The sequence below is a fragment of the Kushneria marisflavi genome (assembly GCF_002157205.1).
In the GTDB taxonomy this organism is placed as follows: Bacteria; Pseudomonadota; Gammaproteobacteria; order Pseudomonadales; family Halomonadaceae; genus Kushneria; species Kushneria marisflavi.
Genome location: NZ_CP021358.1, coordinates 3518538 through 3543428, shown reverse-complemented (window position 1 = coordinate 3543428; position 24891 = coordinate 3518538). Strand labels below are relative to the sequence as shown.

Sequence of the window (24891 nt, the reverse complement as noted above, 5' to 3'; positions counted from 1 at the left end):
TGCGACACGTCATGAGTCTTTTGTCGAGTCGAACAGAATTATTATTTTAAAAAATAAATTCTGAGCATCGACTTGAAAGTCGATACCCAGAAAATATTACGCACGATCTTATCTAGCGCCGAAGCCTGTCAGCATGGTCTTGATCGTGCGGATAACAATAAGAACATCCAGCCAGAAAGAAAAGTTCTTGATGTAGTAAAAATCATGCTCGAGCTTTTTGGTCATTCCTTCCACTTCGGCAGCATAGCCAAGCTCTACCTGAGCCCATCCTGATATCCCGGGACGTACAACGTGACGGTAGTTGAAGAAGGGAACATCTCGCTCATACCACTCCGCCAGACTGCATGACTCGGGCCTTGGACCAATAAGACTCATATCGCCCTTGAGTACATTGAAAAGCTGCGGAAGCTCGTCGATACGATATTTCCTGATAACCTTGCCAACTCGTGTAATACGTGGGTCTTCACCTTCCGAGGTAAAGCCAAGACCCTCATGATTCATATACATGCTTCGAAATTTGAAAAGCTTGAACGGCCGGCAATGAAACCCCATACGCTGCTGATTAAAAAAGGCAGGACCCGGATCGTCTCTTTTAATAATAATGATGGTCGCCAGCATGATAGGCAACACCACCGGCAGCACCAGCAGGACCCCGAAAACATCGATTATGCGCTTGGCAAACTCATAGTTTTCGCTAGGGGTTAAGCTTCCGAACTTGTTCTCATATAGATGATCAAGATGTACTCGACCAGTAATGGATTCGTGAATCTGCCTTGCATTAAATACAGGAATGCGATGGATTGTGCAGTCAGCCAAAAATTTTTGCCAGCCGTCATCCAGGTCAGCGCGAAGGTCAGCGACAACACCATCTACACGCATTGTTTCAAGATCAGGCTTTTCCAGCCAGCGCCAATCGACGCTTTGATCGTGACAAAATTCGTGCACACGCCCAAAGGGGACCACAGCCAACTTACGTGTTCTGTAGCGTGTACTGATTTGATAACCCAGCGAGCAATAAAGCACCGCGATCAGATAAGAAAGAACAATCTGGGTTGTTTCGATTTGAATTTGCAGACTAAGCAATACTGCCATCATTACAATATATGAAATGGTAATGAAGGGTATGATGTATAAAAACGCTTTGGTTCTTGGAAAATTGACAAGGCTATGTACGGCAATGATGGCGATCAAATATGCCACAGCTGTACCCAGCAAAGTGATACACCGCTCTACTTGCCATTCAAGCGCAAGATTCCAGTTCCACTGAAACAGGGCTGGCAGCAGCACTGCAATCACCAGCCCCAGCGCCTGGTTAAAACGATAGCTCAGTAGAAGCTTTTCATACCACCGTGAATGACGACGATTTTGTTCCATGAAATTTGTGAACGTTTCCATGTTGCTTTTCTCACTTCCAATATGATCACTCTGCCTAAAGCAGAGTGATCACGAGGCGTTCTTTTAATACTTACGATTTTTTACCGTAACTATAGTGGTAATTACCGTAATTGCCGCCATACCGATGGGAGGCCGTTTGCTCTACACCATTAAGCACGGTTCCCTTGATGTCTACGCCACTATGTTCAAATCGACGTCTTGCCTGTTCGATTTCAGCTGGAGGATTCACTCCGTAGCGAGCCAACAGCATATTGGTACCCGCCTGCTTACCGATAATAGCGGCATCCGTTACTGCCAGGATGGGCGGTGTATCAATAATGATCAAATCATAGTGCTGATCTGCCCAGGCAAGAAGCTCACTAAAGCCGGCACTCATCAAAAGCTCTGCCGGGTTCGGTGGGGCGGCGCCACGTGAGATAAAGTCGAGCCCATCAACACCACCAGAGCGCACTACTTCAGAAGCCGTGGTCCTGCGTGCCAGGATATCACTCAGGCCCTTTTCCGATTTACCCTTGAAGGCATGATGCAGATGTCCCATACGCATGTCTGCGTCAATGACCAGAACCCGCTGCCCTGCCTGAGCGCAGACCACACCAAGATTGGAGACCACGAAGCTTTTGCCGGCACCCGGACTGGCGCTACTGATCATGAGTCGCGCATTGGGAGCCTCCATCATGGCAAAGTGGAGACTGGTACGAAGACTGCGCACTGCTTCAACAGATTGGTCATCCGAGTTACGCAGTGCCAAGACTCCGGTGTCTACCGTGTTTCTGGCGCCCTGGTTGCGCTTGATACGCAAACCACGATTGCTGCCCGTTCTTTTTACAAGACCGCCCTGGTTGCTGCTTAGCGGGATAGAGGCATAAACAGGTATGCCGATCTGCTCAAGCTGTTCAGGGCTTTCGATACTGCGATTCATGATTCGACGAATCAGTACCACAATGATGGCAACGACCAGTCCCAAAACAAAGGCAATGACGGTGATCAGAACCTTGCGTGGCGCAACCGGGCTATTCTGTAGTGTCGAGTCGTCAATGATACGGACATTACCTACTGCACCCGCTTTTGCAATGTTCATCTCCTGCATGCGGTTAAGCATCTGAACGTACATTTCCTGATTGACGTTCACATCGCGCTGAAGCCGCAGTACTTCTTGCTGTGTTTCGGGCAGGCTATCAACACGCTTTTGCAACCGGTCCTTTTCAGCATTGAGTTCTTCACGCTTTTGCAGCAGCGCCTGATACTGTGGATGGCTCTTGTTAAAGCGGCGCGACAGATCGGCTTCATCAAACTTGAGCTGATTAAGCTGGTTATCAATGTTGACGATCTGATTCAGTACAGAAGAGGTCTCTTGGTCAAGATCAACTGAATCCTGATTGACACGATAGTTATTCAGCTTGTTTTCGGCTTCCACCAGGCTGTCCCGAACACGCGGGGCCTGCTGGTTAAGAAAGTCGAGGCTCTGCTGCGCCTCGGCAGACTGCCTTTCAATATTCTGTGTGATGTAGATATCTGTAATGGCCTTGAGGCTATTACGAATTTCAGCCCGGTCGGTACCCTGCAGCGTCAGCTTTAAAATGCCTGTGCCAGAGCGCCCTACTTCCTCGACTTCAAAACCACTACGCAAGCTGTTGATGGCTGAAAGGCGCGAACTTTTGACAACAGTGAACTCTGCGCCCTGTCCGGCTGTCATGTCCATGACGCGCATTTCAACGTTGCCGTCACGCGACTGTGCAAGCTGCCCGACCTGACCTTCCAGAATCAGTTGACCATCGGCACGAAGTTCATATCGGTCATTACCAAGTGATTTGATCGTCAACGGTCTGTTGATCCAGCTGTCCGGTACGATAAAACGAGTAACGTTGATACTTTCTCCAGCCCAGACTGATGACCATCCCTGAGCAAAGGAGGGGCGCTCGATACCGCGGCGTGCCAGCGTGTCACCAAGAATCGGGAGCCCTTCCGGGGTGACATTCAACTGCAGATTGAGGCGATCAACCGTCTGCCCCAGTACCATCCTGGACGTCAGAATCTGCATCTCGGCAGTTGAGCGAGGTGTATCCCCGAAGACACCCAGGTTTTGAACCGGATTACTGGCCGGGTTGGCACGCCCTTCTATCTCGAGGAGTGCATCACTCTGATAGACCGGCGTTTTAAACGTAACGTAGAGAATCCCAAGAAACGTGAAGACACAAACGATCAGGGCGATCAGCCACTTGTTATCAATCATGAGACCGAAAAGACGGCCTAGATCAAGCTCTTCGCCGGAATCGGTTGACTGATATTTTTCAGTATTCGAGGCCATATTGATTTATCACTGATTCCATTTACGAAATGGTACATGAGCATATCTGTCAGTTTTATACAGCGCTCATTTCCGATACTGCCGACTCAAGGGACGCACTATCCAATCAACTGGATAGTGCGAGCGCCATTAGAGGTCGTTGTAGTCTCTGACTGAGCCAACCGTTTGACGGGTAAGGTTGGTTGATGGCAGCAACTGGCTGATAACACGGTTCCAGCGGGTAATAGGCGCGGTCGTGACATACACGATGTCCTGCGGTTCAAGCTCGAATTCCGTGCCAATAACAAATGAGGCCGCGTTGCTGGCATCCAACTGATATACGGTGGCCATCTTGTCGCCCGGACCGCCCTGCCTGATAACGAAGATGCCCGAGGCTCTTGCTTCAACCTCGTTGATGCCACCGGACTGACTCAATGCATCCACCAGACTGAATCGCTGTCCACCCATCGGCAGATCCTGCGGCCTCAGAACTTCACCCAGGACGTAAACCTTCTGAGAACCAACATCAGGCACGTGCAGCACATCACCATCATGCAGCAGACGGTTCTGACTCATCTGGCCGTTTTGCAGCATGTCATAGACGTTAATAATTTCTTCCTGACCATTATGTGTCAGGACAACATGCCGCCAATCAGCGTTTTCATTGAGGCCACCTGCACTGCTGATGGCATCGAGCACCGTAAGTGGCGTATTGGTGATGGGTTGTTGCCCCGGGTTGGAGACCTGGCCGCTAACGTAGGCCTTCTGGGACTGGAAGCTGGCAATGTTGACCTCGACCTGAGGCTCGGCGATGTAATCGGCTAATGCTGAGGCGATCTGCGTACGCACATCGGCCACATTCTTGCCGGCAACATGGATACGACCGACATAGGGATAGAAAATGGTGCCATCGCTATGGACCACATTCCCTGTCTCGACAGAGCTACGCTCTCCTCCGGCCGGAATGGTGAGCTCGGGGTGATCGTATACAACGATATTGAGAATATCGCCCTTGCCAATCCGATAGTTGTAATCGTTGGCACCGGATGCCATCTCCTGAGTGGCCTCTTTCAGACTTTGCTGAGAGATAAACTCCTTGCGGGCAGCATTCTGAGCCTGCACAAGACCAAAGGTGATGGGCTGGACATCTACCAGATCATCGATGGGTGGCCCAGAATTTTCGTAGGGCATATCACTGCCGGGAGAAAGGACACAACCTCCCAAAAGAAGGGAACTCCCCAACAAGGCACAACTCAGCAGCCGCTTCATTAACCGCTTACTCCTGTCAAAATTATTCCGGCGTCTGGACACGCTACCGCCACGGAATGTCGATACTGGCGTGTTTCCGAGGCCATAAGATACCGCCGATGTTGCTTTTTACTCGTCGGCGTTGCCGAGCGGTATCGCATGATGCAGCAGTCCATGACTGCAAGTCGAATCGACGCCTCAATAACATGACCTGAACTGACTAAAGGAATCGGCAAAAATACCGCGCACCTTTAATTAAAGATCAGATAAAATTATTCAGACTTCTGGATTGCTGTCGATGCTATCAGACCCCCATTGGCGAGGGTATGCTGCTTTGCGCATCAATATTTGGAGATTCTACAGCACCAGCATCTCACCTGCCATTAACCACATCCGCCTTTTACAGCTCGTCATGTCACGGCGTGTTACGAAACACTCTGAAAAACGAATGCCACTTCATCGCAAATAAGCGAATATTTCAAATAATGGTCAAACCGATATTTGTGCCGAACACATCATGCTTTCAAGATGCTGCCGAAAGGAGTGTGATGGTTTTCAAACGCTATTGTTAGATCAGCGGGCCACCAGGAAATAGCAGGCACAAAAAAAGGGCCGTCAAAACGGCCCTCCCGGAAAGAAAGAATTTACTCGGTACGCTCAAGCCATTGCTCAACCGTATCGTTACCATACTCTTCCTTCCATGCCTTGAGTGTTTTCTGATTACCGCCCCTAGTTTCTACAACTTCGGCAGTATGTGGATTTCGATACACTTTCAGCTTGCGCTTACGCCGACCAGGTCCCTGACTCTCAACAGATGACGGCCTTGGTGCCGACGTTACATCATCCGGTGCAAGAAGATCGATAACATCAGCAGCTGTTTTATCGTGCGCCTGCATCAGCTGCTCAAGCTTTTCCTTGAACTCGAGTTCACCCTTGAGCCTTTGGTCCTGCTCAAGTTGCTGCAACTCGTCTCGCAGCTGCTTGAGCAGTTGCTCTTTTTTCATGTACTCATTTAACAGCGACATTACCAATCTCTCCAGCTTACGCACATCTCTTGACGAGATGCCGACCCTACGGCCTGTTAAAATAATTTTATTTCCCTAGTACGCCGAATAATACGTCAAAGCAAACATACTTTAAAGTAAAAACTACTCTTAAACGCCTTCCTAACCGCTCCAGATTATATGTAACTATGCCATATCGATCATCGTAAATATTAGAGGATCATATAAAAAGATCTGTTGGTAAAAAGCACCTCAACACTTATAGAGCCGATTGAACACAAAAAAATTTTATAGCAAACGCTGTAAAGCCATTGCCAATCATCGATAAAAACTTATGAGCTTCATAGTCTTCGGCCCTAAAAATATTACACTCTTGCGCAACCATGAAGAATTCATGGGTCATGTACTCTATAATATGTATATCCGTACAGACACCCTCACGATACACGATGCGCAAGATCCTTCATGCTGACTGTGACTGCTTCTACGCTGCAGTTGAAATGCGCGATAATTTGGCTCTCCGTGATGTTCCCCTGGCCATTGGCGGAGGAGCGGAAAATAGAGGGGTCGTTGCCACCTGCAATTATCCGGCCAGGGAGTATGGAATTCACTCGGCAATGTCGATGGCGCATGCTCAGAGGCTATGCCCGCACCTCCAACGCCTTAGCCCTGACTTCGATAAATATCGTCAGGCTTCACAGCAGGTGCAAAATATATTCAATGAACTGACGCCGATCGTGGAGCCGCTTTCCCTGGACGAGGCTTTTCTGGACGTCACACACGTTGAACGCATGAAAGGCAGTGCAACGTGGATGGCACAATGGCTCAAGCAGGAAGTTGGGCGGCGCGTCGGGATCACAATTTCTGTAGGCGTGGCCCCTAACAAATTCCTTGCCAAGATTGCCAGCGACTGGCAGAAGCCTGACGGTCTCTACACCATCACCCCTGATCAGGTCATTGGTTTTCTTGACCAGCTTCCCATTACAAAACTTCATGGTGTTGGCCCTGCCACGGCAAAAAAGCTCGAAGCCAAAGGCATTCATACCTGCAAGGAACTTCGGGCAACCGAGCTTCCTGTCCTGCTTGAAGAATTCGGAAAATTCGGAGTACGGCTGCATGAACTGGCGCGAGGGATAGACGAACGACCGGTCAGGACAGAAAGGGAGAGAAAATCCATTAGCGTAGAAAGTACGTTCGACAGAGACCTTCCCTCCATGACCGTCTGTCAGGAAAAAATAGCCGAACTTGTTGTTCGCCTAGAGGAGCGCCTGGCTCGTAATCGATACCCTGCCATCAATAAGCTTTTCGTCAAGATCCGTTTTGATGACTTCTCGATCACGACCATGGAAACCGCCGGACAGACGCCGGCGATTGAAAGCTTCCTACCGCTTTTTGATACGGCCTGGCAACGGGCCGAACGACCGGTCAGACTGCTTGGCGTTGGGGTACGACTTGTCTCGGAAGATGCACAGCGACAGCTCGGGCTTTTCTAGCTGGCCACTTGCTATCGCTGACATCGGCCTCAGGCGAAGACAACCGTCTTGTTGCCATCGATCAATACACGGTCCTGCAAATGCCATCGCACGCCTCTTGCCAGAACCGACTTCTCAATATCCCTTCCCAGACGAACCAGATCACCCGCCGTATGACAATGAGTGACTCGCTGGATGTCCTGCTCGATGATCGGACCCGCATCGAGCTCCTGAGTCACATAATGGCAGGTAGCGCCAATCAGTTTGACCCCACGGATATGAGCCTGATGGTAGGGTCTGGCCCCCGCAAAGGAAGGCAAGAAACTGTGATGAATATTGATGATCTGCCCGCTGTAGCGCTCACAAAGCGATGGCGGGATGATCTGCATGTAACGGGCCAGAACGATCGTATCGGCCTGACTGTCTTCGATCACTCTTTCAATGTCTGAAAAGGCAGGGGTCTTGTCAGCAGCCGGGATCGGAATATGGTGATAGGCGATATCGTGCCACTCGACAATGCTGCGCATATCATCGTGATTGGAAATCACACCAGCGATATCACAGTCAAGCTCACCAGCCGTCCAGCGATACAGGAGATCCACCAGACAGTGAGACTCCCGCGACACCATGATCATCAAGCGTCGGCGCTTTTGCGCGCCATCTCGCCATTGCCACTGCATATCAAATTCTTCGGCAATGTCTGCAAAGGCGCAGCGAAAGGCATCGCTGTCAGAATTCATGTTCCGGGTTTCAACTTCATAACGCATGAAAAAGCGCCCGGTTTCCAGATCAGAGTGTTGATTGGCTTCAGTGATGGAGCCACCCTGCTCGGCGATAAACGACGAAACACGCGCGACAATACCTACACGATCAGGACAGGTTACCACTAGACGACAAAGAGACATCGGTATCACGCTACTCGGTCAAAGACAGGAATTGTAGCGAATTCAGACGCTTTTGAGCAGTGTTCGTTGTGAGCACCTGACGCGTTGCGTATAGTTGATATCAAACTATCGCCGGACCCGCCATGGATCAGACACGCGTACAAGTTCGCCCCCGTCGCCGCTCTGAGATTGAAATACTACCGCTTGGCGGCTGCGGTGAAATCGGCATGAACCTGATGCTTTACGGCTTTCAGTCTCGATGGCTGATCGTCGATTGCGGAATGGCTTTGCGTCAGGATCTTCCCGATACCCCACTGCAGATTCCCGATATCTCGTCACTGGCAACATTGGGCATTCGCCCTGAAGCCATTGTTATTACTCATGGGCATGAGGACCATCTCGGCGCCCTGGGGTGGCTCTGGCCTCGCCTTGGTTGTCCTATATATGCAACGCCACTGGCAGCAGGTATCGCACGTCAAAAGCTTGTGGAGCAGGGCCTGGCTACTGATGCCATCCGCACGTTCGCACCCGGTGATCATTTCAGCGCAGGCCCCTTTTCAGTGCAAAGCATCAATGTTTCCCACTCCATACCGGAAAGCGTGTCGCTGCTGCTTGAAGTAGATCGACATCGTATTTTGCATACTGGTGACTGGAAAATTGATCCTGACCCTGTATTGGGCGCTAAAACCCTTGAACAGGACTTTGCTCGGATTGCTCCTGTCGATCTTGTCGTGGGTGACTCTACCAATGCCATGGTAGAAAACCACTCACATAGCGAAAGTGAGGTAGCAGCCACTCTTGAACAGCTCATGGAAGGCTGCAGGGGAAGAGTCGTTGTCAGCTGCTTTGCGAGCAATCTGGCGCGCATTCTTGCGACAGGTAGAGCCGCAGGACGTCATCGTCGACGCATTGCCCTGCTGGGAAGGGCAATGGAAAAAATGGTGCGTCTGGGTCGCGAACTCGGATACCTGAAGGATTTTCCAGACATCGTCCCCCTGTCTGATATCGGCTATCTTCCGCCTGAGGAAATTCTGATACTGGCCACGGGAAGTCAGGGGGAACCTCGCGCCGCCCTTTCTCGTCTGGCAGCCAATCAGCATTCGGCGCTTGAGATCGAACCCGGGGACTCCATCATCTTTTCATCGCGCGCTATCCCGGGTAACGAAAGGGCCGTCATGCGCTTACAGCAGGCTTTTACGCAAAGAGGCGCCCAGGTCTATAGCGATGAGGTGTACCCCGGACTTCATGCATCGGGTCATCCAGGCAAGGACGAATTGCTCAGCATGTATCAGTGGGTCAGGCCTTCGCACCTTTTGCCGGTTCATGGGGAAAGAGACCATCAAAAGACCCACTGTGAAATCGCAGGGACGCTGGGTATCGAAAGCTCGATACTTCCCGTTAATGGACAGTGGCTGCGCTGGAACGGCAAACGCATGACAATGGAAAAGACCCTGACGCTTTCTCCAGTCATCATTTCCCAGCGTAAAAGAGCAAGAAAGCCTTCAAGTCGGCAAAACGACACGGTCATTGTGCTTCCGGTCATCTATCAGGCAGATATAGCACAATGGCAACGTGTAGGCCGAATGCTTGTCGACAGTCAAATTGAGGCTTTCGTGGATGAAGACACTCTGGGGGATTGGATAGACATTACATTGGAAGGGATGACGGCCCGCTCCTCGAGAGAACTGGCACACTTACTGGAGGCGCTCGCCAATCGCTGGCTCAATGAGCAACTCAGGCAATCTTCAAGGGTCATGATTGATGTTGTAGACACAACACTCAACAATTGAACGAGTGTTGGCCATATCATTGTAAAAGCCGTGTCGGCATCACGGCTTTTACAGGGAAACATGACACGTGCCTGTGAGCCACTGATTAAAAACGCCCAAAAGGCTCAGGCGCTGGCATCCTTTGGGGGCCGGCCTCGACGCTTTCGCGGCTGTTCATTTCCGACCAGATCATTCACGGACAAACCAGCATCCGTCATTGCAGCACGGATCTCGGCGAGCTTTTGTTCCTTGCTCGCCTCCTCCTGACGGCGTTTCTGTTCCTCTTCCTGTTTTTGCGTCATGACCTCATCAATGATTTCAGAAAGCTTGCTTAACTGCTCCATACTCAATTGACGTGCCGCAGCCCTTGCCACATTTTTGTTGCGAGCAATCTTTTCCAATGTCTCTGTCGACATATCCAGCACTCCAAATAAAAGTCATATGCCTCGAGTAGTATATACCCTGAAAAGGGGTTAGCAATTATCGCCTATAAAGAAAAGGGCCAACGCAAGTTGGCCCTTTTTGCAAAAAATCAGACTGCTCTACCCCCCTGTCATATTCATGAATCTGACAATCTGTACGTCACCATCTGTCGTAAAATGGTGACGATGAGGCTTGAGAGACATCGACTCACGAATTTTTTGTTTCAAGGGTTCTATCTCACCCGGATACTGACGGATGACGCTTCTTAGATCCGTGGAATGCTCATTGCCCAGGCACAACAGCAGTCTACCTTCACAGGTCACACGCACCCGGTTGCAGCTGTCACAGAAATTGTGACTATGAGGAGAAATGAAACCGATTCTGGAAGCACTGTCTGCCATACGATAATAACGTGAAGGCCCCCCGGTGTTTTCCGCAGAACTCAACAGCGGATAACGGGTTTCAATTATTGAGCGCACTTCATCGCTGGAGCAAAAGGTTTCCTGTCGTGAATGCTCAGAAACATTTCCCAGAGGCATTTCTTCGATAAAGCTGATATCGATCTCTTCATGACGCGCGAAATCGACCAGATCCAGTATCTCGTCATCATTTCGGCCCTTGAGAATGACAGCATTGAGTTTGATGCGCTCAAAGCCTGCCTCCTTTGCGGCACGAATACCGTCGATAACCTTTTCAAGATTGCCCGTACGAGTAAGCTCCCTGAATCGTTCCGGATCCAGAGAATCCAGACTGATATTGAGGCGCTGCATACCCGATTGACGCAGCGAAGAGGCATAGCGTCTTAGCTGAGCCCCATTGGTGGTCATGGTGAAATCGCGCAGCCCTTCCAGTGCCCCGATATTACTGACCAGTTCATCAATATTGCGCCGAACCAGGGGCTCTCCACCGGTCAGACGAATCTTTTCCACGCCCAGCTCGGTAAACGCCCTCGCCACCAGCGAAAGCTCTTCAATGGAGAGCACCTGATCGCGAGGAAGAAAGGTCATTTCCTCGCTCATGCAATAGACGCAGCGAAAATCGCAGCGGTCCGTGACGGAAATGCGAACGTATTTAATGCGACGATCAAAATCGTCAATCAATTCACTCATTGTTGCTCCCAGCGCTTCAACGACGCCAGATCGCTTTCACGCTCGCTGACCCAGTAATCCCCTTTGGTGGTATGTTCTTTTTTCCAGAAGGGCGCACTGGTCTTTAAAAAATCCATGATAAATGCGCATGCTTCAAACGCGGCGTGACGGTGTGCGGTACTGACCAGCACCGCTACAATATCGTCGCCGGGTGTCATGTAACCAATTCGGTGAACCACGATGGCGTCATTGATCTGCCAGCGCTGTTGCGCCCGCTCAACGACTTCCTCCAGCGCCCTTTCGGTCATACCCGGATAATGCTCAAGGGTAAGCGCCGTAACCTCGGGTGATTCATTAAAATCCCTGACCCGACCTACAAAACTGACCACGGCCCCCGTGCTGTGGCACCCATCTGAAAGACGTCTGTACAGGGCACCGATATCGAAGGGTTCATGCTGTATCGTAATCATGCGTGCTGTCTGAACGTCATGATCAGCCTCCGGTGACGGGGGGAAAAAATGCGACTTCATCGCCGGGTTTGATGGCGACATCTCCCTGCACCATGTCATGGTTAACCGCACATAGAAGGCGAGGCTGATCGAGCGCTTCAGGCGTATCAATCTGCGACTTTACCCACGCCTTTAATGCCATCAGTGTAGGAGACGATAGATGCCCTGGTAAAACACTCAATTTTTCAACGCCCAATCGCTCTCTCAGCTCAGCAAAGAAGCGTATCTCGATAGGGCTTTCCTTCACTGCCACCACTCTCTCTGGAGCATCTGGCTCGGACGTTGCTGCATCGACGTCAGCCATCGGGGCGGCCTGTCTTTGCCAAACGCCCGAGCGCCCACCGCTTTTATGATCCAGCCGCACGTCCATGATCTCCATGCCACGATCCACAGCCTTGCACATGTCATAAAGCGTCAAACAGGCCACGGAAACTGCCGTGAGCGCCTCCATCTCTACCCCGGTACGCCCTTCCAGACGACAGAAGGCTTTCACTCGAACACAGTGCTCTGTCGTGTCGAGTTCAAAATCGACCGCAACCTTTGACAGCATCAACGCATGACACAGCGGAATCAGTTCGTGAGTACGCTTGGCAGCCTGAATACCGGCAATTCTCGCTGTCGCCAGCACATTACCCTTGGGCATATCACCGTCGGCAAGAAGCTTCAGTGTCTCGGGCTGCATGACGATACGGCCGGTGGCGACAGCTTCACGATGGCTGCTCTGCTTGTCCGACACATCGACCATGCTGGCCTCACCCCGTTCGTTCAGGTGAGTCAATGTCATATCAATTCTCCAAGCGGTTGTATGGTCACGGGCGTGCCGGCCTCACAGGTTTCAATATCAACGGGCAGTTCTATCAGGCAGTTGGCCTCGTAAAGTGAACTCAGCCGGTGCGACCCCTGCTCCTTGATGACGCTGACTCTGGCCACGCCAAGGGCATCAACATGATAACGGCCTCTCAATAGATCCAGTCGCCCACGGCGTCCCTTGAGAGGCTGCTCACACAGAGCACACCATTTAACGGGCATCCATTGATGCCACCCACTTAACTGACGAAACAGGGGCTGCACAAACTGCATGAGCGTCACCAGCGCCGCCACCGGGTTACCCGGGAGCCCGAAAAAAGGCACCTGCTGGATATGGCCAAAAGCCATCGGCTTACCCGGACGCATGGCCACACGCCATGAGGTGACCTGACCCAGCTGCTCGATAGCAGCACGAATCAGATCCGCCTGACCTGCCGATACGCCTCCGGACGTAATAATGAGATCAGCCTGTCGGCTGGCGCGTGAAAGCTGTGCGACACTCTCCTCAAGACGGTCCGGCAGTATCTCCGTCATGATCACTTCTGCGCCCCAGCGCTTCAGGCAGGCTGCAAGGCTAAAGGCATTGGCATCAAAGAGAGAGGGAGTCTTGTCATCACTGCCGCCGACACGACGAAGTTCGTCGCCACTGGAAAAAATAGCCACTTTGGGACGACAGTGCACATCAATATGTGAAAGGCCGAGCGAAGCCGCCATACCAAGCTGAGCCGGCCCCAAAAGCGTTCCGGGCTCGAAGACACGATCCCCGATGGCAATTTCTTCACCGGCATGGCGAATGTTTTGCCCCTTTCTAACAGTCTCGGGCTTGGCAAGCTCGACCCGATCTTCGCTGATGACAATATCTTCTGCCATGACCACCGTATCGCACCCGACCGGCAGTGGTGCGCCCGTGGTAATCGAGACAGCTTCACCCGCTGCCACAGGATCCTTGAAGGGATGCCCCGCCAACGCCTCTCCAATCAACCTGAAACCGGCCTGCCCCTTATGAGCGAAGGCGATACCATCCATGGCAGAGGCGGTATAACGTGGCAGTGCCAGTGTGGCTACCAGGGATTCGGCAAGGACCCGATCAACGGCCTGTGTCAGAGGTACGCGCTCAACGCCTACGGGCGCTGGCGCAGCCGCCCTGATATGCGCCAGCAGGTCACTGACCTCGACAAGCATGTCGCTGGTGCCAAAGCAGTCACTCATGGCGTGGCCCCTGCGCCATGGCCTGCCAACGCGAGGGCCACGCCATCAACCAGTCAAGCAGCGCGTCATGGTCATCAAGGTCCAGGCGTTCGACGTTTAAAGGCAATGTCACGTCATCGGTCGTTGCCACGGCACGCACCCAGGGGTCATCAAAGGCCCGCAGCGACTTGCCCACAGCGTCACGGTACAGTTCGATCTTGGGCAGCGGCCACTGCTTGAACCCTTCGATCAACACGAGATCAGGCGACAGCGTCATCACCTGATTCAGCAGCGTGGGCAGACAGGGCTCTTCCTGCCCGGGAGTTTCCATCATCAAGGCAAAACGCCGGCCGGAAGCCACCAGCATCGGCGCCGCACCCGCCTGACGCAGACGATGGCTGTCCTTGCCGGGAACATCGACATCAAAATCGTGATGGGCGTGCTTGATGACGGCCACGTTAAGGCCGCGTGCACGCAAGGAAGGGAGCAGGGCTTCCAGCAGCGTGGTCTTGCCTGTACCGCTCCAGGCAGCAATCCCCAGCAGCGGTGTTTCAATATCGGAAAGGCTCAACGGCGTCATGGTACCTGCCTGATAAAGACGACACGGTTACCGATCAGCGCTTAGATCAGGCCAGATAGAGCCTGTGACATGATCATCGCCCAAAGGCGTCCCGGTCATTGGGTGTATTAATGTTGATGAAGGCGCGCTCGTCATCGAATTGACAGGAAGCATGTGGGTGGCGCGCATACCATTGATCGATCTTGCGCCCCCCATCGACCAGATATTTCTCGAGATCATCCACAAGATGGCGTTTCAACAGCACGATGGCGGGATGAGCGCGCTCCTGATCACAGGCAAAAACGATATCGACTCCATGCCCTTCAAGGGAGGCCAGAAGTGACGCCACAAGGGCATCAGGCAGTGCCGGTGTATCGCAGGGTACCATCAATACCAGTGGCGTTGATGCTGCCTTGAGGGCAGCATGGAACCCCGCCAGTGGCCCGGCACTACCGGTGATGATATCGGCAACCACCGGATAACCCAGCGCAGCATAAACGTCATGGTGACGGTTGGCATTGATCATCACCGGCCCCACCTGAGGTGCCATCACGGACAGTACGTGACTGACCAGCGAGCGGCCAGAGAGCTCGACCAGGCCCTTGTCGACACCACCCATGCGCCGGCCCTGGCCGCCAGCCAGCACCACACCGGTAATGCCTCCTCGGTTATCCATCATGGCCTTTAGCGTGTTCCGAACAGCTTGTCACCGGCATCACCGAGCCCGGGAACGATATAGCCATGGCTATCGAGACCTTCATCAACAGCCGCGGTATAAAGCTCGATCTCGGGATGCGAGCGGGAGACACGCGCAATGCCTTCAGGCGTTGCCACCAGCACGATGACCTTGATCTGGCGACAGCCCTTGGCCTTGAGCATATCAAGCGTCGCTGCCATGGAACCGCCCGTGGCCAGCATGGGATCAATGACGATCGCCAGACGCTCATCCAGATCCTGCACAAACTTTTCGAAGTAAGGAACAGGCTCCAGGGTCTCTTCGTTGCGATAAAGCCCTACAACGCTGATACGGGCGCTCGGCAGCAGCGTCGTGACGCCATCGAGCATGCCAAGACCGGCGCGCAGAATCGGTACAACCGTCACCTTCTTGCCCTTGATCTGCTGAACCTTGAGCGGCTTGCCACTCCAGCCTTCGATGGTTTCATCACCCAGCTCGAGCCCCTTGGTGGCCTCATAGGTCAGAAGGGTAGCAAGCTCGTTGGCCAGCTCGCGAAAGTGCTTGGTGCTGATGCCGGCGCCGCGCAACAGCCCAAGCTTGTGTTTGACGAGAGGGTGGTCAATGGTATGAACATTCATGATGGGTATACGACCTGATAGAAAAATATCGCTGCCCTTTCCTATTGAATGGGCAGCGCAAGTGTCCTCCATTCTACTCTGGCGCACACAGACACGTTAAGCATCCATGTGCCGACAATAGAGGACATATTGACACATTGCCACGACGCTGATTAAGCGTCGGGCAGTTGATCACGTGCAGGCAGACGCCAGTCGATGGGCGCCTCGCCCTTTTGAGTCAGAAAGGCATTGGTCTGCGAAAAATGGTGGCAGCCAAAGAAACCACGGTGCGCCGCCAGCGGTGATGGGTGCGGTGCATGCAGTACCAGATGCTTCGTTCGGTCAACGAAGGCCGCCTTCTTCTGGGCATAGCTGCCCCAGAGCAGGAACACGACATGAGAGCAGTGCTCGTTGATCACCTCGATGGCCCGATCCGTAAAACGCTCCCAGCCCTGCCCCCGATGTGACGCTGCCTGACCACGCTCAACGGTCAGGACACTGTTGAGCAGCAATACCCCCTGACGCGCCCAGCTTTCCAGAAACCCGTGGTTCACCGGCTCAAAGTCGACATCGTCGCTTTTGAGCTCCTTGTAGATATTGACCAGGGAAGGCGGAATGGCGACCTGCGGACGCACCGAGAAACACAGACCATGCGCCTGTCCCGGGCCATGATAGGGGTCCTGCCCCAGAATCACGACCTTGACGCTTTCCAGCGGCGTCAGTTCAAAGGCACGAAACCAGTGCTCGGAGGCCGGATAGATCACCTTGCGCTGATCCTTTTCATGACGCAAAAAGGCCTTCAGCGCCTGCATATAAGGGGCATCCACCTCATCACCAAGGTAGCGGTGCCAGCTTTCGGGCAGCGGCAGGGCCATGATTACTCCTTGCGGGTACGAAGCTGATCCACCAGCGGCTCAACAAAGGAAATCCCCATGTCCCAGGGAAACTGGATCCAGGTGTCCTGTGCCACTTCCGTCAGGTACTGATCCACCATCGGGCGCCCTTCCGGCTTGGCATAGATGGTCACGAAATGCGCACGCGGCAGCATCTCACGCACGGCGCCGGCAGTCTTGCCGGTGTCGACCAGATCATCCACCAGCAGCCAGCTATCACCATCATGATCGATGCCCTTGAGCACATTGATGCCGCTTTGCTCCATGTGCTCATAGCTTTTGATGCAGACCGTATCGATCAGACGGATGTTGAGCTCACGTGCAATCAGAGCCGCCGGAATCAATCCGCCGCGAGTGACCGCCACAATACCCTTGAAATCGCGATCGACCAGCTGATGACACAGCATGCGTACATCGCGGTGGAGGCGATCCCAGGAGATCGTGAACTGGTTATGGTAGCGCTCGGTACTCATTGAAATATCCTGTGCGTCAAGGGAGACACGTCTGCCCTGCTCATTCGTCTTCGGTAAAGGTGCAGGCGGCAAAGACGCTATAGCCTTCGGCACGAATCATGTCTCCACCGCCAAGCTCGGGCAGATCAATGATGGCAGCCGTTTCAACAATGATGCCGCCACTGCGCTCGATCAATCGGGCAGCGGCCAGCATGGTGCCGCCTGTGGCAATCAGATCGTCCACCAGAAGGATCCTGTCGCCCTTCTGAAACGCATCGGAATGCAGTTCCACGGTCGACTCACCATATTCGAGGCTGTAGGTCTCGCTGATGGTTCTGAAGGGCAGTTTCCCCTTCTTGCGTACCGGTACAAAACTGCAGCCCAGCTCATAGGCAAGCGGCGCACCGATGATAAAACCGCGCGCATCGACGGCCGCAATCGCATCGATATCGAGCTCCTGATATCGGTGAACGAAGCTGTCGATCAGCTTTCGGAAAGCAGCACTGTTTTGCAATACCGGCGTGATGTCGCGAAAGTTGACACCGGGTTCCGGCCAATCCTTCACGGTACGAATAACCGACTTGATATAGTCGCCGTAAATACTTGTCGCCACGTTCAATCTCTCGTCGACCCATATGCAAAACGACCGGACGGTGCCGGTCGCTTTATATAAACGGGGAACATTTTACCCAATGGCGCCCGTGCAAGCGACCCGCACAGGCCACATCGGCATGCAATTTCATGCTCTCGCAGCAAGAACACGCTCGACTGTCTCGACAATGGTCTGTGTCTGGGGGTCGATTTCGATATTAACGCCATCCCCGATCTCTCGAGTACCGATCACGGTTCGTGCGAGCGTGTCGGGAATCAGATTGACGCAAAATCGATTATCCTGCACCTCACCGATGGTCAGACTGATGCCATCGACACCGATATAGCCCTTGTCGAACAGAAACCTTGCCCATTGCTGCGGCAGCTCGAACCAGAGACGACAGTTATTGGGCGCATCCTCACGTGTGATGAGCGTGGCCATGCACATGACATGCCCTGACATGGCATGACCGCCGACCTCATCCCCCAGCCGTGCGGCGCGCTCCACATTCACATAATCATTGACCTCAAGCGCCCCAAGGTTGGTCAGGGCCAGCGTCTCACGCATGAGATCAAAGCCAACACGTGAGCCCTCGATGCTTGTCACGCTCAGACAGCAGCCGTTATGTGCCACGGAGGCGCCATGCGCCAGACCTTCCAGCATGGCCGGCGGCATGTCGATGACATGACGATTGAGCCCTTCCAGACGCTCGATCGCTACAACCCGGGCCATGCCCTGTACGATACCGGTAAACATGATGGCCTCTTTGATGGATGGAAATGACCATACTCGCCTGTTCCAACGGCGCTGTCATCCGCTGCCGTGCCATATCGCCCTGTACCGCCATATACTCATGAAGGCCGAATTGACCTCCATATAGCCGTACTATCGAGTACTTATGACGCGTGAGCGCCACGGATCAAGTATACTGGCGCGCCTTGTGCCCAGCGCACTTTTCACGACGATCATATTTACCACGTCAGGTACGCGCCCGGTGGTACACGACCCAACTGTATTTAAGACATTCCAATCCGATGATTCGACTTGAAAATGTGACCCGAGTGTATGGTCAGGGCGCCAAAGCCGTGACGGCACTCAAGGACGTCAATCTGGAAGTGGCTGCCGGCAGCATCACCGGTGTCATCGGTGTCTCCGGCGCCGGCAAAAGCACGCTGATCCGATGCGTCAATCTACTTGAACGCCCGACCCGGGGCAGAGTGTTCGTGGCCGGCCAGGAATTGACGGCCATGAACAAGACCGAACTGCGAAAGGCCCGCCACGGCATCGGCATGATCTTTCAGCATTTCAATCTGCTTGAGTCACGCTCCGTGCGGGACAACATTGGCCTGCCACTTGAGCTGATTGGCACCCCGCGTCGAGAGATCGATCAGCGCATCGACGAGCTTCTCGAGCTGACCGGCCTTAATGACCGGGCCAATGCCTATCCTGCAGCCCTTTCCGGTGGCCAGAAACAGCGCGTCGCCATTGCCCGCGCACTGGCCAGCAATCCACAGGCCCTGCTGTGTGATGAGGCCACCTCTGCGCTTGATCCGCAGACCACAAGCTCCATTCTGGCGCTGTTAAGAGATATCAATCAGCGGCTGGGACTCACCATTTTGCTGATCACCCACGAAATGGAGGTGGTCAGAACCATCTGCGATCAGGTTGCCCTGATCAGCGGCGGTGCACTGGTAGAAACGGCCCCAGTGGGCGATTTTTTCACCCGCCCGGCCACCGAGGAAGGCCGTGTATTTCTCAACGACTTCCTGCAGCTGGCACCGTCCAATACGCTTTTACAGCGTATGACAGCGCACCCGGACGAACACAGCCTACCGGTCGTGCGACTGGTCTTTCGCGGGCAGTCCCTCTCCAGCGAACTGATGACGCATCTCGAACAGGATTTCGGCATTCGACTTCGCATCCTGCAGGCGCGCGTTGAAAACATTCAGGGGCGTACGCTGGGACTAATGATCGCTGAATTTGACGGCGCCCGGGATACCCTGGGTGCTGCCATGGACCATCTACACACGCTCGACGTTCAAACGGAGGTACTTGGCCATGTCCAGCGCCATGATTGATCGCATTCTCGAGGCCGTTGTCGACACCTTCTATCTGGTGATCTGCAGCGGCCTTATCGGTATCGCGCTGGGTATCGTGATGGGCGTGGCACTCTACGTGACTCGCGAAAACCGCATCATGGCCATGCCGGTACTCAACCGCGCGATCAGCCTGATCGTCAATGTTGGCCGCTCGGTGCCCTTTATCATCCTGATGCTGGCACTGGCGCCCTTCACTCGCTGGCTGGTCGGTTCCTACATCGGCACGACCGCGGCTCTGGTGCCGTTGAGCATCGCCGCGATTCCCTTTGTCGCGCGCCTTGTCGAGGGCGCCCTCAATGAAGTGCCCCATGGCCTGATCGAGGCGGCGGAATCGATGGGCGCCACGCCGTGGCAGATCATTACCCGCGTATTGCTGCCGGAAGCTCGTGGCGGCCTGATCACGGCGGCCACCATCACCATCATCGCACTGATCGGCTACAGCGCCATGGCAGGTGCCATCGGCGCAGGCGGGCTTGGAGCCGTGGCCTACAACTACGGCTACTCCCGCTATAACCCCATGGTCATGCTGGTCACGGTACTGATCATGGTGGTCATGGTGCAGGGCGTTCAGATGCTGGGCGACTTTTTCGTGCATCGCAGCCGTCATCGCTAGATGAAAGGGCCTGCAATGACGGCTTTCAAATAACAACAACGATGTTCAAGGGCGCCGCGCAAGGCGCATCAACCCCTTTCGACAGCACGCCCTGTCGAATCCATTGCAAGGATATGGCACATGAAAATCTCACCGAAAGGCCTGGGCGCTGCCCTGGCACTGAGTGCAAGCGTTCTGATGGCCGGCTGCGGCAGCCAGAGCGACGATGACAATACGATTCGTGTCGGCACCATGGCAGGCCCTGAAACAGCACTAATGGAGACGGCTGCAAAAGTAGCCAAGGATAAATACGGGCTCGACGTCGAGATCACCGAATTCAACGATTACGTCTCTCCCAATGCCGCACTCGATGATGGCAGCATCGATGCCAATGCCTATCAGCATCAGCCCTATCTGGACAGCATGATGTCGGACCGCGGTTTTGATTTCGTCGCAGCAGGCAAAACGTTTGTCTATCCGATCGGCGCCTACTCCGACAAGTATCAAAGCATTGACGAGCTGCCGGAAGGCGCCACCATTGCCGTGCCCAATGACCCGTCCAATGAAGCACGCGCCCTGCTGCTGCTCGCGCGCGAAAACCTGATTGAGCTGAGCGACCCGAAAAGCCCGACGGCCACCCCGGATGACATCACCAGCAACCCGCACAACTACCAGCTGCGTGAACTGGACGCCGCTCAGCTGACGCGCGCCCTGCCGGATGTCGACATGGCCTTCATCAACAGCACCTACTCGGTGGCCGCCGACATGACTGTGGATCAGGCACTGATCGTCGAGGATGGCGATTCCCCGTACGTGAACCTTATCGTGGTACGTCAGGGCGACCAGAACAGCGAGAAGGTCAAGCACCTTGTAGAGGCTTTCCAGAGCCAGCAGGTCGTCGACAAGGCAGATGAGCTTTTCAAGGGCGGCGCCATTGCGGGCTGGGAAAACAATCAGTAAGCCCCCATATCGTTGACCAGGGCCGGCCTTTGCCGGCCCTTTTGTTATCCATGTAGTGAGACGATCATGAACGACACACGACCCACCACCGACTACGTCATGCTGGGGCGCCAGCTGAGCGCCCTGCTCGATACGCGTGACTGGGTGACCAACACCTCACAGATGGCCGCCTTTATCTTTCAACAGGTGCCGGACCTGAACTGGGCAGGCTTTTATCTACAGCGTGAGTCGCGCGTTTTGCGCCTCGGTCCCTTCCAGGGGCAGCCGGCCTGTAACCCTATCGGCTTTGAAGAAGGCGTCTGCGGTGCAGCGGCACGTACGGGTGAAACCCAGCGCGTGGAAGACGTCCACGCCTTCCCCGGCCATATCGCCTGCGACGCGGCGTCACGCTCGGAACTGGTCATCCCGCTGATCAAGGAAGGCCGGGTCTGGGGCGTACTGGATCTTGACAGCCCTCTGCCGGGACGCTTTGCGGTTGAAGATCAACAGGGGATTGAAGCGCTGTGTCAGATACTGATCGAACAGAGCGATCTGCCCGACCTGTCAGGCTGACCATCAATCATAAAAAACGGACAATAAAAAACCCCGCCGAAGCGGGGTTTTAATGTTCTGGTAGGACCGAGCGGATTTGAACCGCTGACCTCCACGATGTCAACGTGGCGCTCTAACCAACTGAGCTACGGTCCTTCAATCAATAGTCGCTGAAACGCTTTTTAATGGCATGCAGTGCAATGGTAGGACCGAGCGGATTTGAACCGCTGACCTCCACGATGTCAACGTGGCGCTCTAACCAACTGAGCTACGGTCCTGCTTCAAGGGCATGCACATGCCGTTTCAACGCTGCGCTATTGTACTTATTTTCTGATCAAGCGCAACCGTTTGACCACGGTATTGTTATAAAACATGCCGTTGCATGAATCGACGGCTCTTTTTGGACACGCTCAACAGCCCTTACCCCATCAGCGATCCAGCCCATCGACTGTCAGATTCATGACGGACAAACCCTGAAAAAACCGGGCCTGCTGATGGATCAGCAGGCCCGGCCATTACTTCAACACTTGCGCATGACGATCAGGACTCGACGCGAAAGCCCATGGTCGCCTCAACGGCCTGTTTCCAGCCGTCATAGAGCTCGTCACGCTGCTTCTCGCCCATCTTCGGCTCGAACTTGCGCTCCAGTGCCCAGTACTCGGCAATCTCTTCGCGAGACTTCCAGAAACCGACGGCAAGACCTGCCAGATACGCCGCACCCAAGGCCGTGGTCTCGTTGACTTCACAGCGCAGTACATCAACGCCCAGGATATCGGCCTGGAACTGGGCCAGGAAGTTGTTGGAGATGGCACCGCCGTCGGTACGCAGCTCGGTCAACGCGATGCTGGCATCGTTTTGCATCGCATGCAGGACGTCCGCACTCTGATAGGCCAGCGACTCGACCGCCGCACGAATGAAGTGCTCCTTGGTCGTGCCTCGCGTCAGGCCGAACATCGCCCCGCGTACGTTGGAGTTCCAGTAGGGCGCGCCCAGACCGGTAAACGCCGGCACCATGTAAACACCATCATTGCTGCCGGCGCGCTCGGCGTAGGCTTCCGAATCGGATGCCCTGCCCAGCATGCGCAGACCGTCACGCAGCCACTGGATGACGGAGCCGGCCACGAAGACGCTGCCTTCCAGCGCATACTCCATGGTGCCCTCGACTTCCCAGGCCACGGTGGTCAGCAGACCGTTGCTGGAAGGTGTGGCTTCGGTACCCGTGTTCATCAGGGTGAAACAGCCCGTGCCATAGGTGTTCTTGGCCATGCCGGGCTTGAAGCAGCCCTGACCGAACAGCGCAGCATTCTGATCGCCTGCCATGCCGGCGATCGGCACTTCATGTCCGAACAGATATTTCGGCATGACATGGCCGTACACTTCACTGTTGGACTTCACTTCGGGCAGCATGCTTTCAGGCACACCGAACAGTTCCAGCAGTTCGGGGTCCCACTTGCGCTCGCGGATGTTGAACAGCATTGTGCGTGAGGCGTTGCTCACATCAGTGACATGCACTTCCCCGCCGGTCAGGTTCCATACCAGCCAGGTATCGATGGTGCCGAACAGCAGTTCACCCTTCTCTGCCTTTTCCCTGACACCTTCGACGTTATCGAAAATCCACTTCAGCTTGGTGGCCGAGAAGTAGGCATCAATGACCAGGCCGGTCTTGTCACGGATCATGTCTTCATGGCCCGCTTCACGCAGCTCATCACAGATTTCGGCCGAATGGCGCGACTGCCAGACGATGGCATTGTAAACGGCGTGACCGGTTTTCTTATCCCAGATCACGGTGGTTTCACGCTGGTTGGTGATCCCGATCGAGGCAATCTCGCTGACATCGACTTCCGAGTTATTGATCACCTCGGCCAGCGTGGTCAATACGCTGGTCATGATTTCGCGCGGATTGTGCTCTACCCAGCCCGGCCGCGGAAAGATCTGCTCGAATTCACGCTGAGCGATGCCGGCCACACGACCTTCATGATCGAACAACATCGAGCGTGAGCTGGTCGTCCCCTGATCGATGGCAAGAATGTACTTTTTCTGCTTACTCATGAGTATTGACTCCTCGATGTAGTGCGAGCGGAGAAATGGTTCGAATGATGGCTCAGTAAATATGGGCAGCCAGAGCAGCCAGCGTACTGCCAATGATCGGACCGATCACCGGCACCAGAGCATAGCCCCAGTTGTTGCTGCCCTTGTTTTTGATCGGCAGTACAGCGTGCGCGATACGTGGACCAAGGTCACGCGCCGGGTTGATGGCGTAGCCGGTAGGGCCGCCCAGCGAAGCACCGATCGATATCACCAGCAGCGCAACCGCAAGAGGCCCAAGACCGCTGGGGGTGTTTCCAAACATGATGATCACAAAGATCAGTACAAATGTCCCGATGGCTTCAGTCACGATATTCCAGCCATGTGACTTGACGGTTGGCCCGGTCGAGAAGGTCGCCAGAATCGCACCGGCGTCTTCGGTCTCGTCATACTGCTTTTTATAGGCCAGAAAGCAGGCCACTGCGCCCAGGAAAGCTCCAACGAACTCGGCAAAAAAATAGGCCATCGTGGTGGCAAAGGTGATCGGAATACCGTCAGCGTATTCCTTTGCCGGCCCGATGAGTAAGGCAATGGTCACGGCGGGATTGATATGTGCGCCGGTGTCGTAGGCCACATAAACGGCTGCGAACACTGCAAGCCCCCAGCCAAAGAAGATGACGATGCCGTCACTGCCATGCCCATTGGTCTTGTTCAGCAACACGTTGGCCACCACACCGCACCCCAGCAGTGTCAAAATAGCCGTGCCAGCGATCTCATGAACCAGGATGGTTTCAATGATGCCCATTTTTTTACCCCGGAATAAC

Annotated in this window: 25 protein-coding genes and 2 tRNA genes; 6 read left to right on the top strand and 21 right to left on the bottom strand. The window is 54.1% G+C overall.

Going from position 1 to position 24891, the window contains the following annotated elements; genetic code table 11:
* Positions 1–108 precede the first annotated feature (108 nt).
* From B9H00_RS16140 to B9H00_RS16125, 4 genes are all read right to left on the bottom strand, one after another.
* Positions 109–1395, bottom strand: coding sequence for an exopolysaccharide biosynthesis polyprenyl glycosylphosphotransferase (locus B9H00_RS16140; protein WP_236944308.1), 1287 nt, complete (start codon positions 1393–1395; stop codon positions 109–111).
* Between the two features lie 70 nt (positions 1396–1465).
* A complete protein-coding gene (locus B9H00_RS16135; RefSeq protein ID WP_086901517.1) occupies positions 1466–3700 on the bottom strand; it encodes a polysaccharide biosynthesis tyrosine autokinase in 2235 nt (744 codons plus the stop codon).
* 129 nt (positions 3701–3829) lie between these two features.
* Positions 3830–4948 (bottom strand): polysaccharide export protein, encoded by a 1119-nt coding sequence (locus B9H00_RS16130; protein WP_086901516.1) that lies wholly within the window; start codon positions 4946–4948, stop codon positions 3830–3832.
* A 623-nt stretch (positions 4949–5571) separates the two neighbouring features.
* The gene (locus B9H00_RS16125; protein ID WP_086901515.1) at positions 5572–5952 is read right to left on the bottom strand and encodes a histone-like nucleoid-structuring protein, MvaT/MvaU family; all 381 of its coding nucleotides are present in this window, start codon (positions 5950–5952) and stop codon (positions 5572–5574) included.
* Between the two features lie 428 nt (positions 5953–6380).
* On the opposite strand from B9H00_RS16125, the gene dinB reads away from it, so the two are divergent.
* Positions 6381–7424, top strand: coding sequence for a DNA polymerase IV (dinB, locus tag B9H00_RS16115; RefSeq protein WP_086901513.1), 1044 nt, complete (start codon positions 6381–6383; stop codon positions 7422–7424).
* A gap of 29 nt (positions 7425–7453) precedes the next feature.
* Here dinB and purU read toward each other — a convergent pair whose 3' ends face one another.
* Entirely contained in the window at positions 7454–8308 is an 855-nt protein-coding gene (gene purU, locus B9H00_RS16110) for a formyltetrahydrofolate deformylase (RefSeq protein WP_086901512.1), read from the bottom strand.
* Between the two features lie 122 nt (positions 8309–8430).
* Between purU and B9H00_RS16105 the strand changes: the two genes are divergently transcribed.
* On the top strand, positions 8431–10077 hold the full coding sequence (locus B9H00_RS16105; protein WP_086901511.1) for a ribonuclease J: 1647 nt from the start codon (positions 8431–8433) through the stop codon (positions 10075–10077).
* A 104-nt stretch (positions 10078–10181) separates the two neighbouring features.
* Here B9H00_RS16105 and B9H00_RS16100 read toward each other — a convergent pair whose 3' ends face one another.
* The 12 genes from B9H00_RS16100 to B9H00_RS16045 all read right to left on the bottom strand — a co-directional run bounded on the left by B9H00_RS16100 (position 10182) and on the right by B9H00_RS16045 (position 18616).
* Entirely contained in the window at positions 10182–10472 is a 291-nt protein-coding gene (locus tag B9H00_RS16100) for an H-NS family histone-like protein (protein WP_086901510.1), read from the bottom strand.
* A 126-nt stretch (positions 10473–10598) separates the two neighbouring features.
* Entirely contained in the window at positions 10599–11588 is a 990-nt protein-coding gene (gene moaA, locus B9H00_RS16095) for a GTP 3',8-cyclase MoaA (protein WP_086901509.1), read from the bottom strand.
* Complete coding sequence (moaE, locus tag B9H00_RS16090) at positions 11585–12037, bottom strand: molybdopterin synthase catalytic subunit MoaE (protein ID WP_086901508.1); 453 nt, start codon at positions 12035–12037, stop codon at positions 11585–11587. Before moaE ends, moaA begins: the two co-directional genes overlap by 4 nt.
* Positions 12038–12059: 22 nt before the next feature.
* On the bottom strand, positions 12060–12860 hold the full coding sequence (moaC, locus tag B9H00_RS16085) for a cyclic pyranopterin monophosphate synthase MoaC (protein WP_086901507.1): 801 nt from the start codon (positions 12858–12860) through the stop codon (positions 12060–12062).
* Positions 12857–14092 (bottom strand): molybdopterin molybdotransferase MoeA, encoded by a 1236-nt coding sequence (locus B9H00_RS16080; RefSeq protein WP_086901506.1) that lies wholly within the window; start codon positions 14090–14092, stop codon positions 12857–12859. Before B9H00_RS16080 ends, moaC begins: the two co-directional genes overlap by 4 nt.
* Positions 14085–14651, bottom strand: a complete 567-nt coding sequence (mobB, locus tag B9H00_RS16075; protein WP_086901505.1) for a molybdopterin-guanine dinucleotide biosynthesis protein B — start codon at positions 14649–14651, stop codon at positions 14085–14087. Before mobB ends, B9H00_RS16080 begins: the two co-directional genes overlap by 8 nt.
* 73 nt (positions 14652–14724) lie before the next feature.
* Positions 14725–15309 carry a molybdenum cofactor guanylyltransferase MobA gene (gene mobA / locus B9H00_RS16070; RefSeq protein ID WP_211329670.1) on the bottom strand — a complete coding sequence of 195 codons (585 nt, stop codon included), beginning with the start codon at positions 15307–15309 and terminating at the stop codon, positions 14725–14727.
* A gap of 5 nt (positions 15310–15314) precedes the next feature.
* A complete protein-coding gene (gene upp / locus B9H00_RS16065; RefSeq protein ID WP_086901504.1) occupies positions 15315–15944 on the bottom strand; it encodes a uracil phosphoribosyltransferase in 630 nt (209 codons plus the stop codon).
* 152 nt (positions 15945–16096) lie between these two features.
* Entirely contained in the window at positions 16097–16798 is a 702-nt protein-coding gene (gene ung / locus B9H00_RS16060) for a uracil-DNA glycosylase (RefSeq protein ID WP_086901503.1), read from the bottom strand.
* A 2-nt stretch (positions 16799–16800) separates the two neighbouring features.
* A complete protein-coding gene (gene gpt / locus B9H00_RS16055; protein WP_086901502.1) occupies positions 16801–17289 on the bottom strand; it encodes a xanthine phosphoribosyltransferase in 489 nt (162 codons plus the stop codon).
* A gap of 40 nt (positions 17290–17329) precedes the next feature.
* The gene (locus B9H00_RS16050; RefSeq protein WP_086901501.1) at positions 17330–17881 is read right to left on the bottom strand and encodes an adenine phosphoribosyltransferase; all 552 of its coding nucleotides are present in this window, start codon (positions 17879–17881) and stop codon (positions 17330–17332) included.
* Between the two features lie 126 nt (positions 17882–18007).
* The gene (locus B9H00_RS16045) at positions 18008–18616 is read right to left on the bottom strand and encodes a riboflavin synthase subunit alpha (protein WP_086901500.1); all 609 of its coding nucleotides are present in this window, start codon (positions 18614–18616) and stop codon (positions 18008–18010) included.
* 278 nt (positions 18617–18894) lie between these two features.
* Here B9H00_RS16045 and B9H00_RS16040 point away from each other — a divergent pair, with 278 nt between their 5' ends.
* The 4 genes from B9H00_RS16040 to B9H00_RS16025 all read left to right on the top strand — a co-directional run bounded on the left by B9H00_RS16040 (position 18895) and on the right by B9H00_RS16025 (position 22063).
* Positions 18895–19938: a methionine ABC transporter ATP-binding protein gene (locus tag B9H00_RS16040; protein ID WP_086901499.1), complete on the top strand. Its 1044-nt coding sequence runs from the start codon at positions 18895–18897 to the stop codon at positions 19936–19938.
* Positions 19919–20572 carry a methionine ABC transporter permease gene (locus B9H00_RS16035; RefSeq protein WP_086901498.1) on the top strand — a complete coding sequence of 218 codons (654 nt, stop codon included), beginning with the start codon at positions 19919–19921 and terminating at the stop codon, positions 20570–20572. Before B9H00_RS16040 ends, B9H00_RS16035 begins: the two co-directional genes overlap by 20 nt.
* A 120-nt stretch (positions 20573–20692) precedes the next feature.
* The gene (locus B9H00_RS16030) at positions 20693–21511 is read left to right on the top strand and encodes a MetQ/NlpA family ABC transporter substrate-binding protein (protein WP_086901497.1); all 819 of its coding nucleotides are present in this window, start codon (positions 20693–20695) and stop codon (positions 21509–21511) included.
* Positions 21512–21577: 66 nt separating this feature from the next.
* Complete coding sequence (locus B9H00_RS16025) at positions 21578–22063, top strand: GAF domain-containing protein (protein WP_086901496.1); 486 nt, start codon at positions 21578–21580, stop codon at positions 22061–22063.
* Between the two features lie 58 nt (positions 22064–22121).
* On the opposite strand, the gene B9H00_RS16020 is transcribed toward B9H00_RS16025, so the two are convergent.
* The 4 genes from B9H00_RS16020 to B9H00_RS16005 form a co-directional block, all read right to left on the bottom strand.
* Positions 22122–22198 (bottom strand) — tRNA-Val (locus tag B9H00_RS16020).
* 45 nt (positions 22199–22243) lie between these two features.
* Positions 22244–22320 (bottom strand) — tRNA-Val (locus B9H00_RS16015).
* Between the two features lie 262 nt (positions 22321–22582).
* Positions 22583–24091, bottom strand: coding sequence for a glycerol kinase GlpK (gene glpK, locus B9H00_RS16010; protein WP_086901495.1), 1509 nt, complete (start codon positions 24089–24091; stop codon positions 22583–22585).
* 52 nt (positions 24092–24143) lie between these two features.
* Positions 24144–24872, bottom strand: a complete 729-nt coding sequence (locus B9H00_RS16005) for an MIP/aquaporin family protein (protein ID WP_147376589.1) — start codon at positions 24870–24872, stop codon at positions 24144–24146.
* Between the last annotated feature and the right edge of the window lie 19 nt (positions 24873–24891).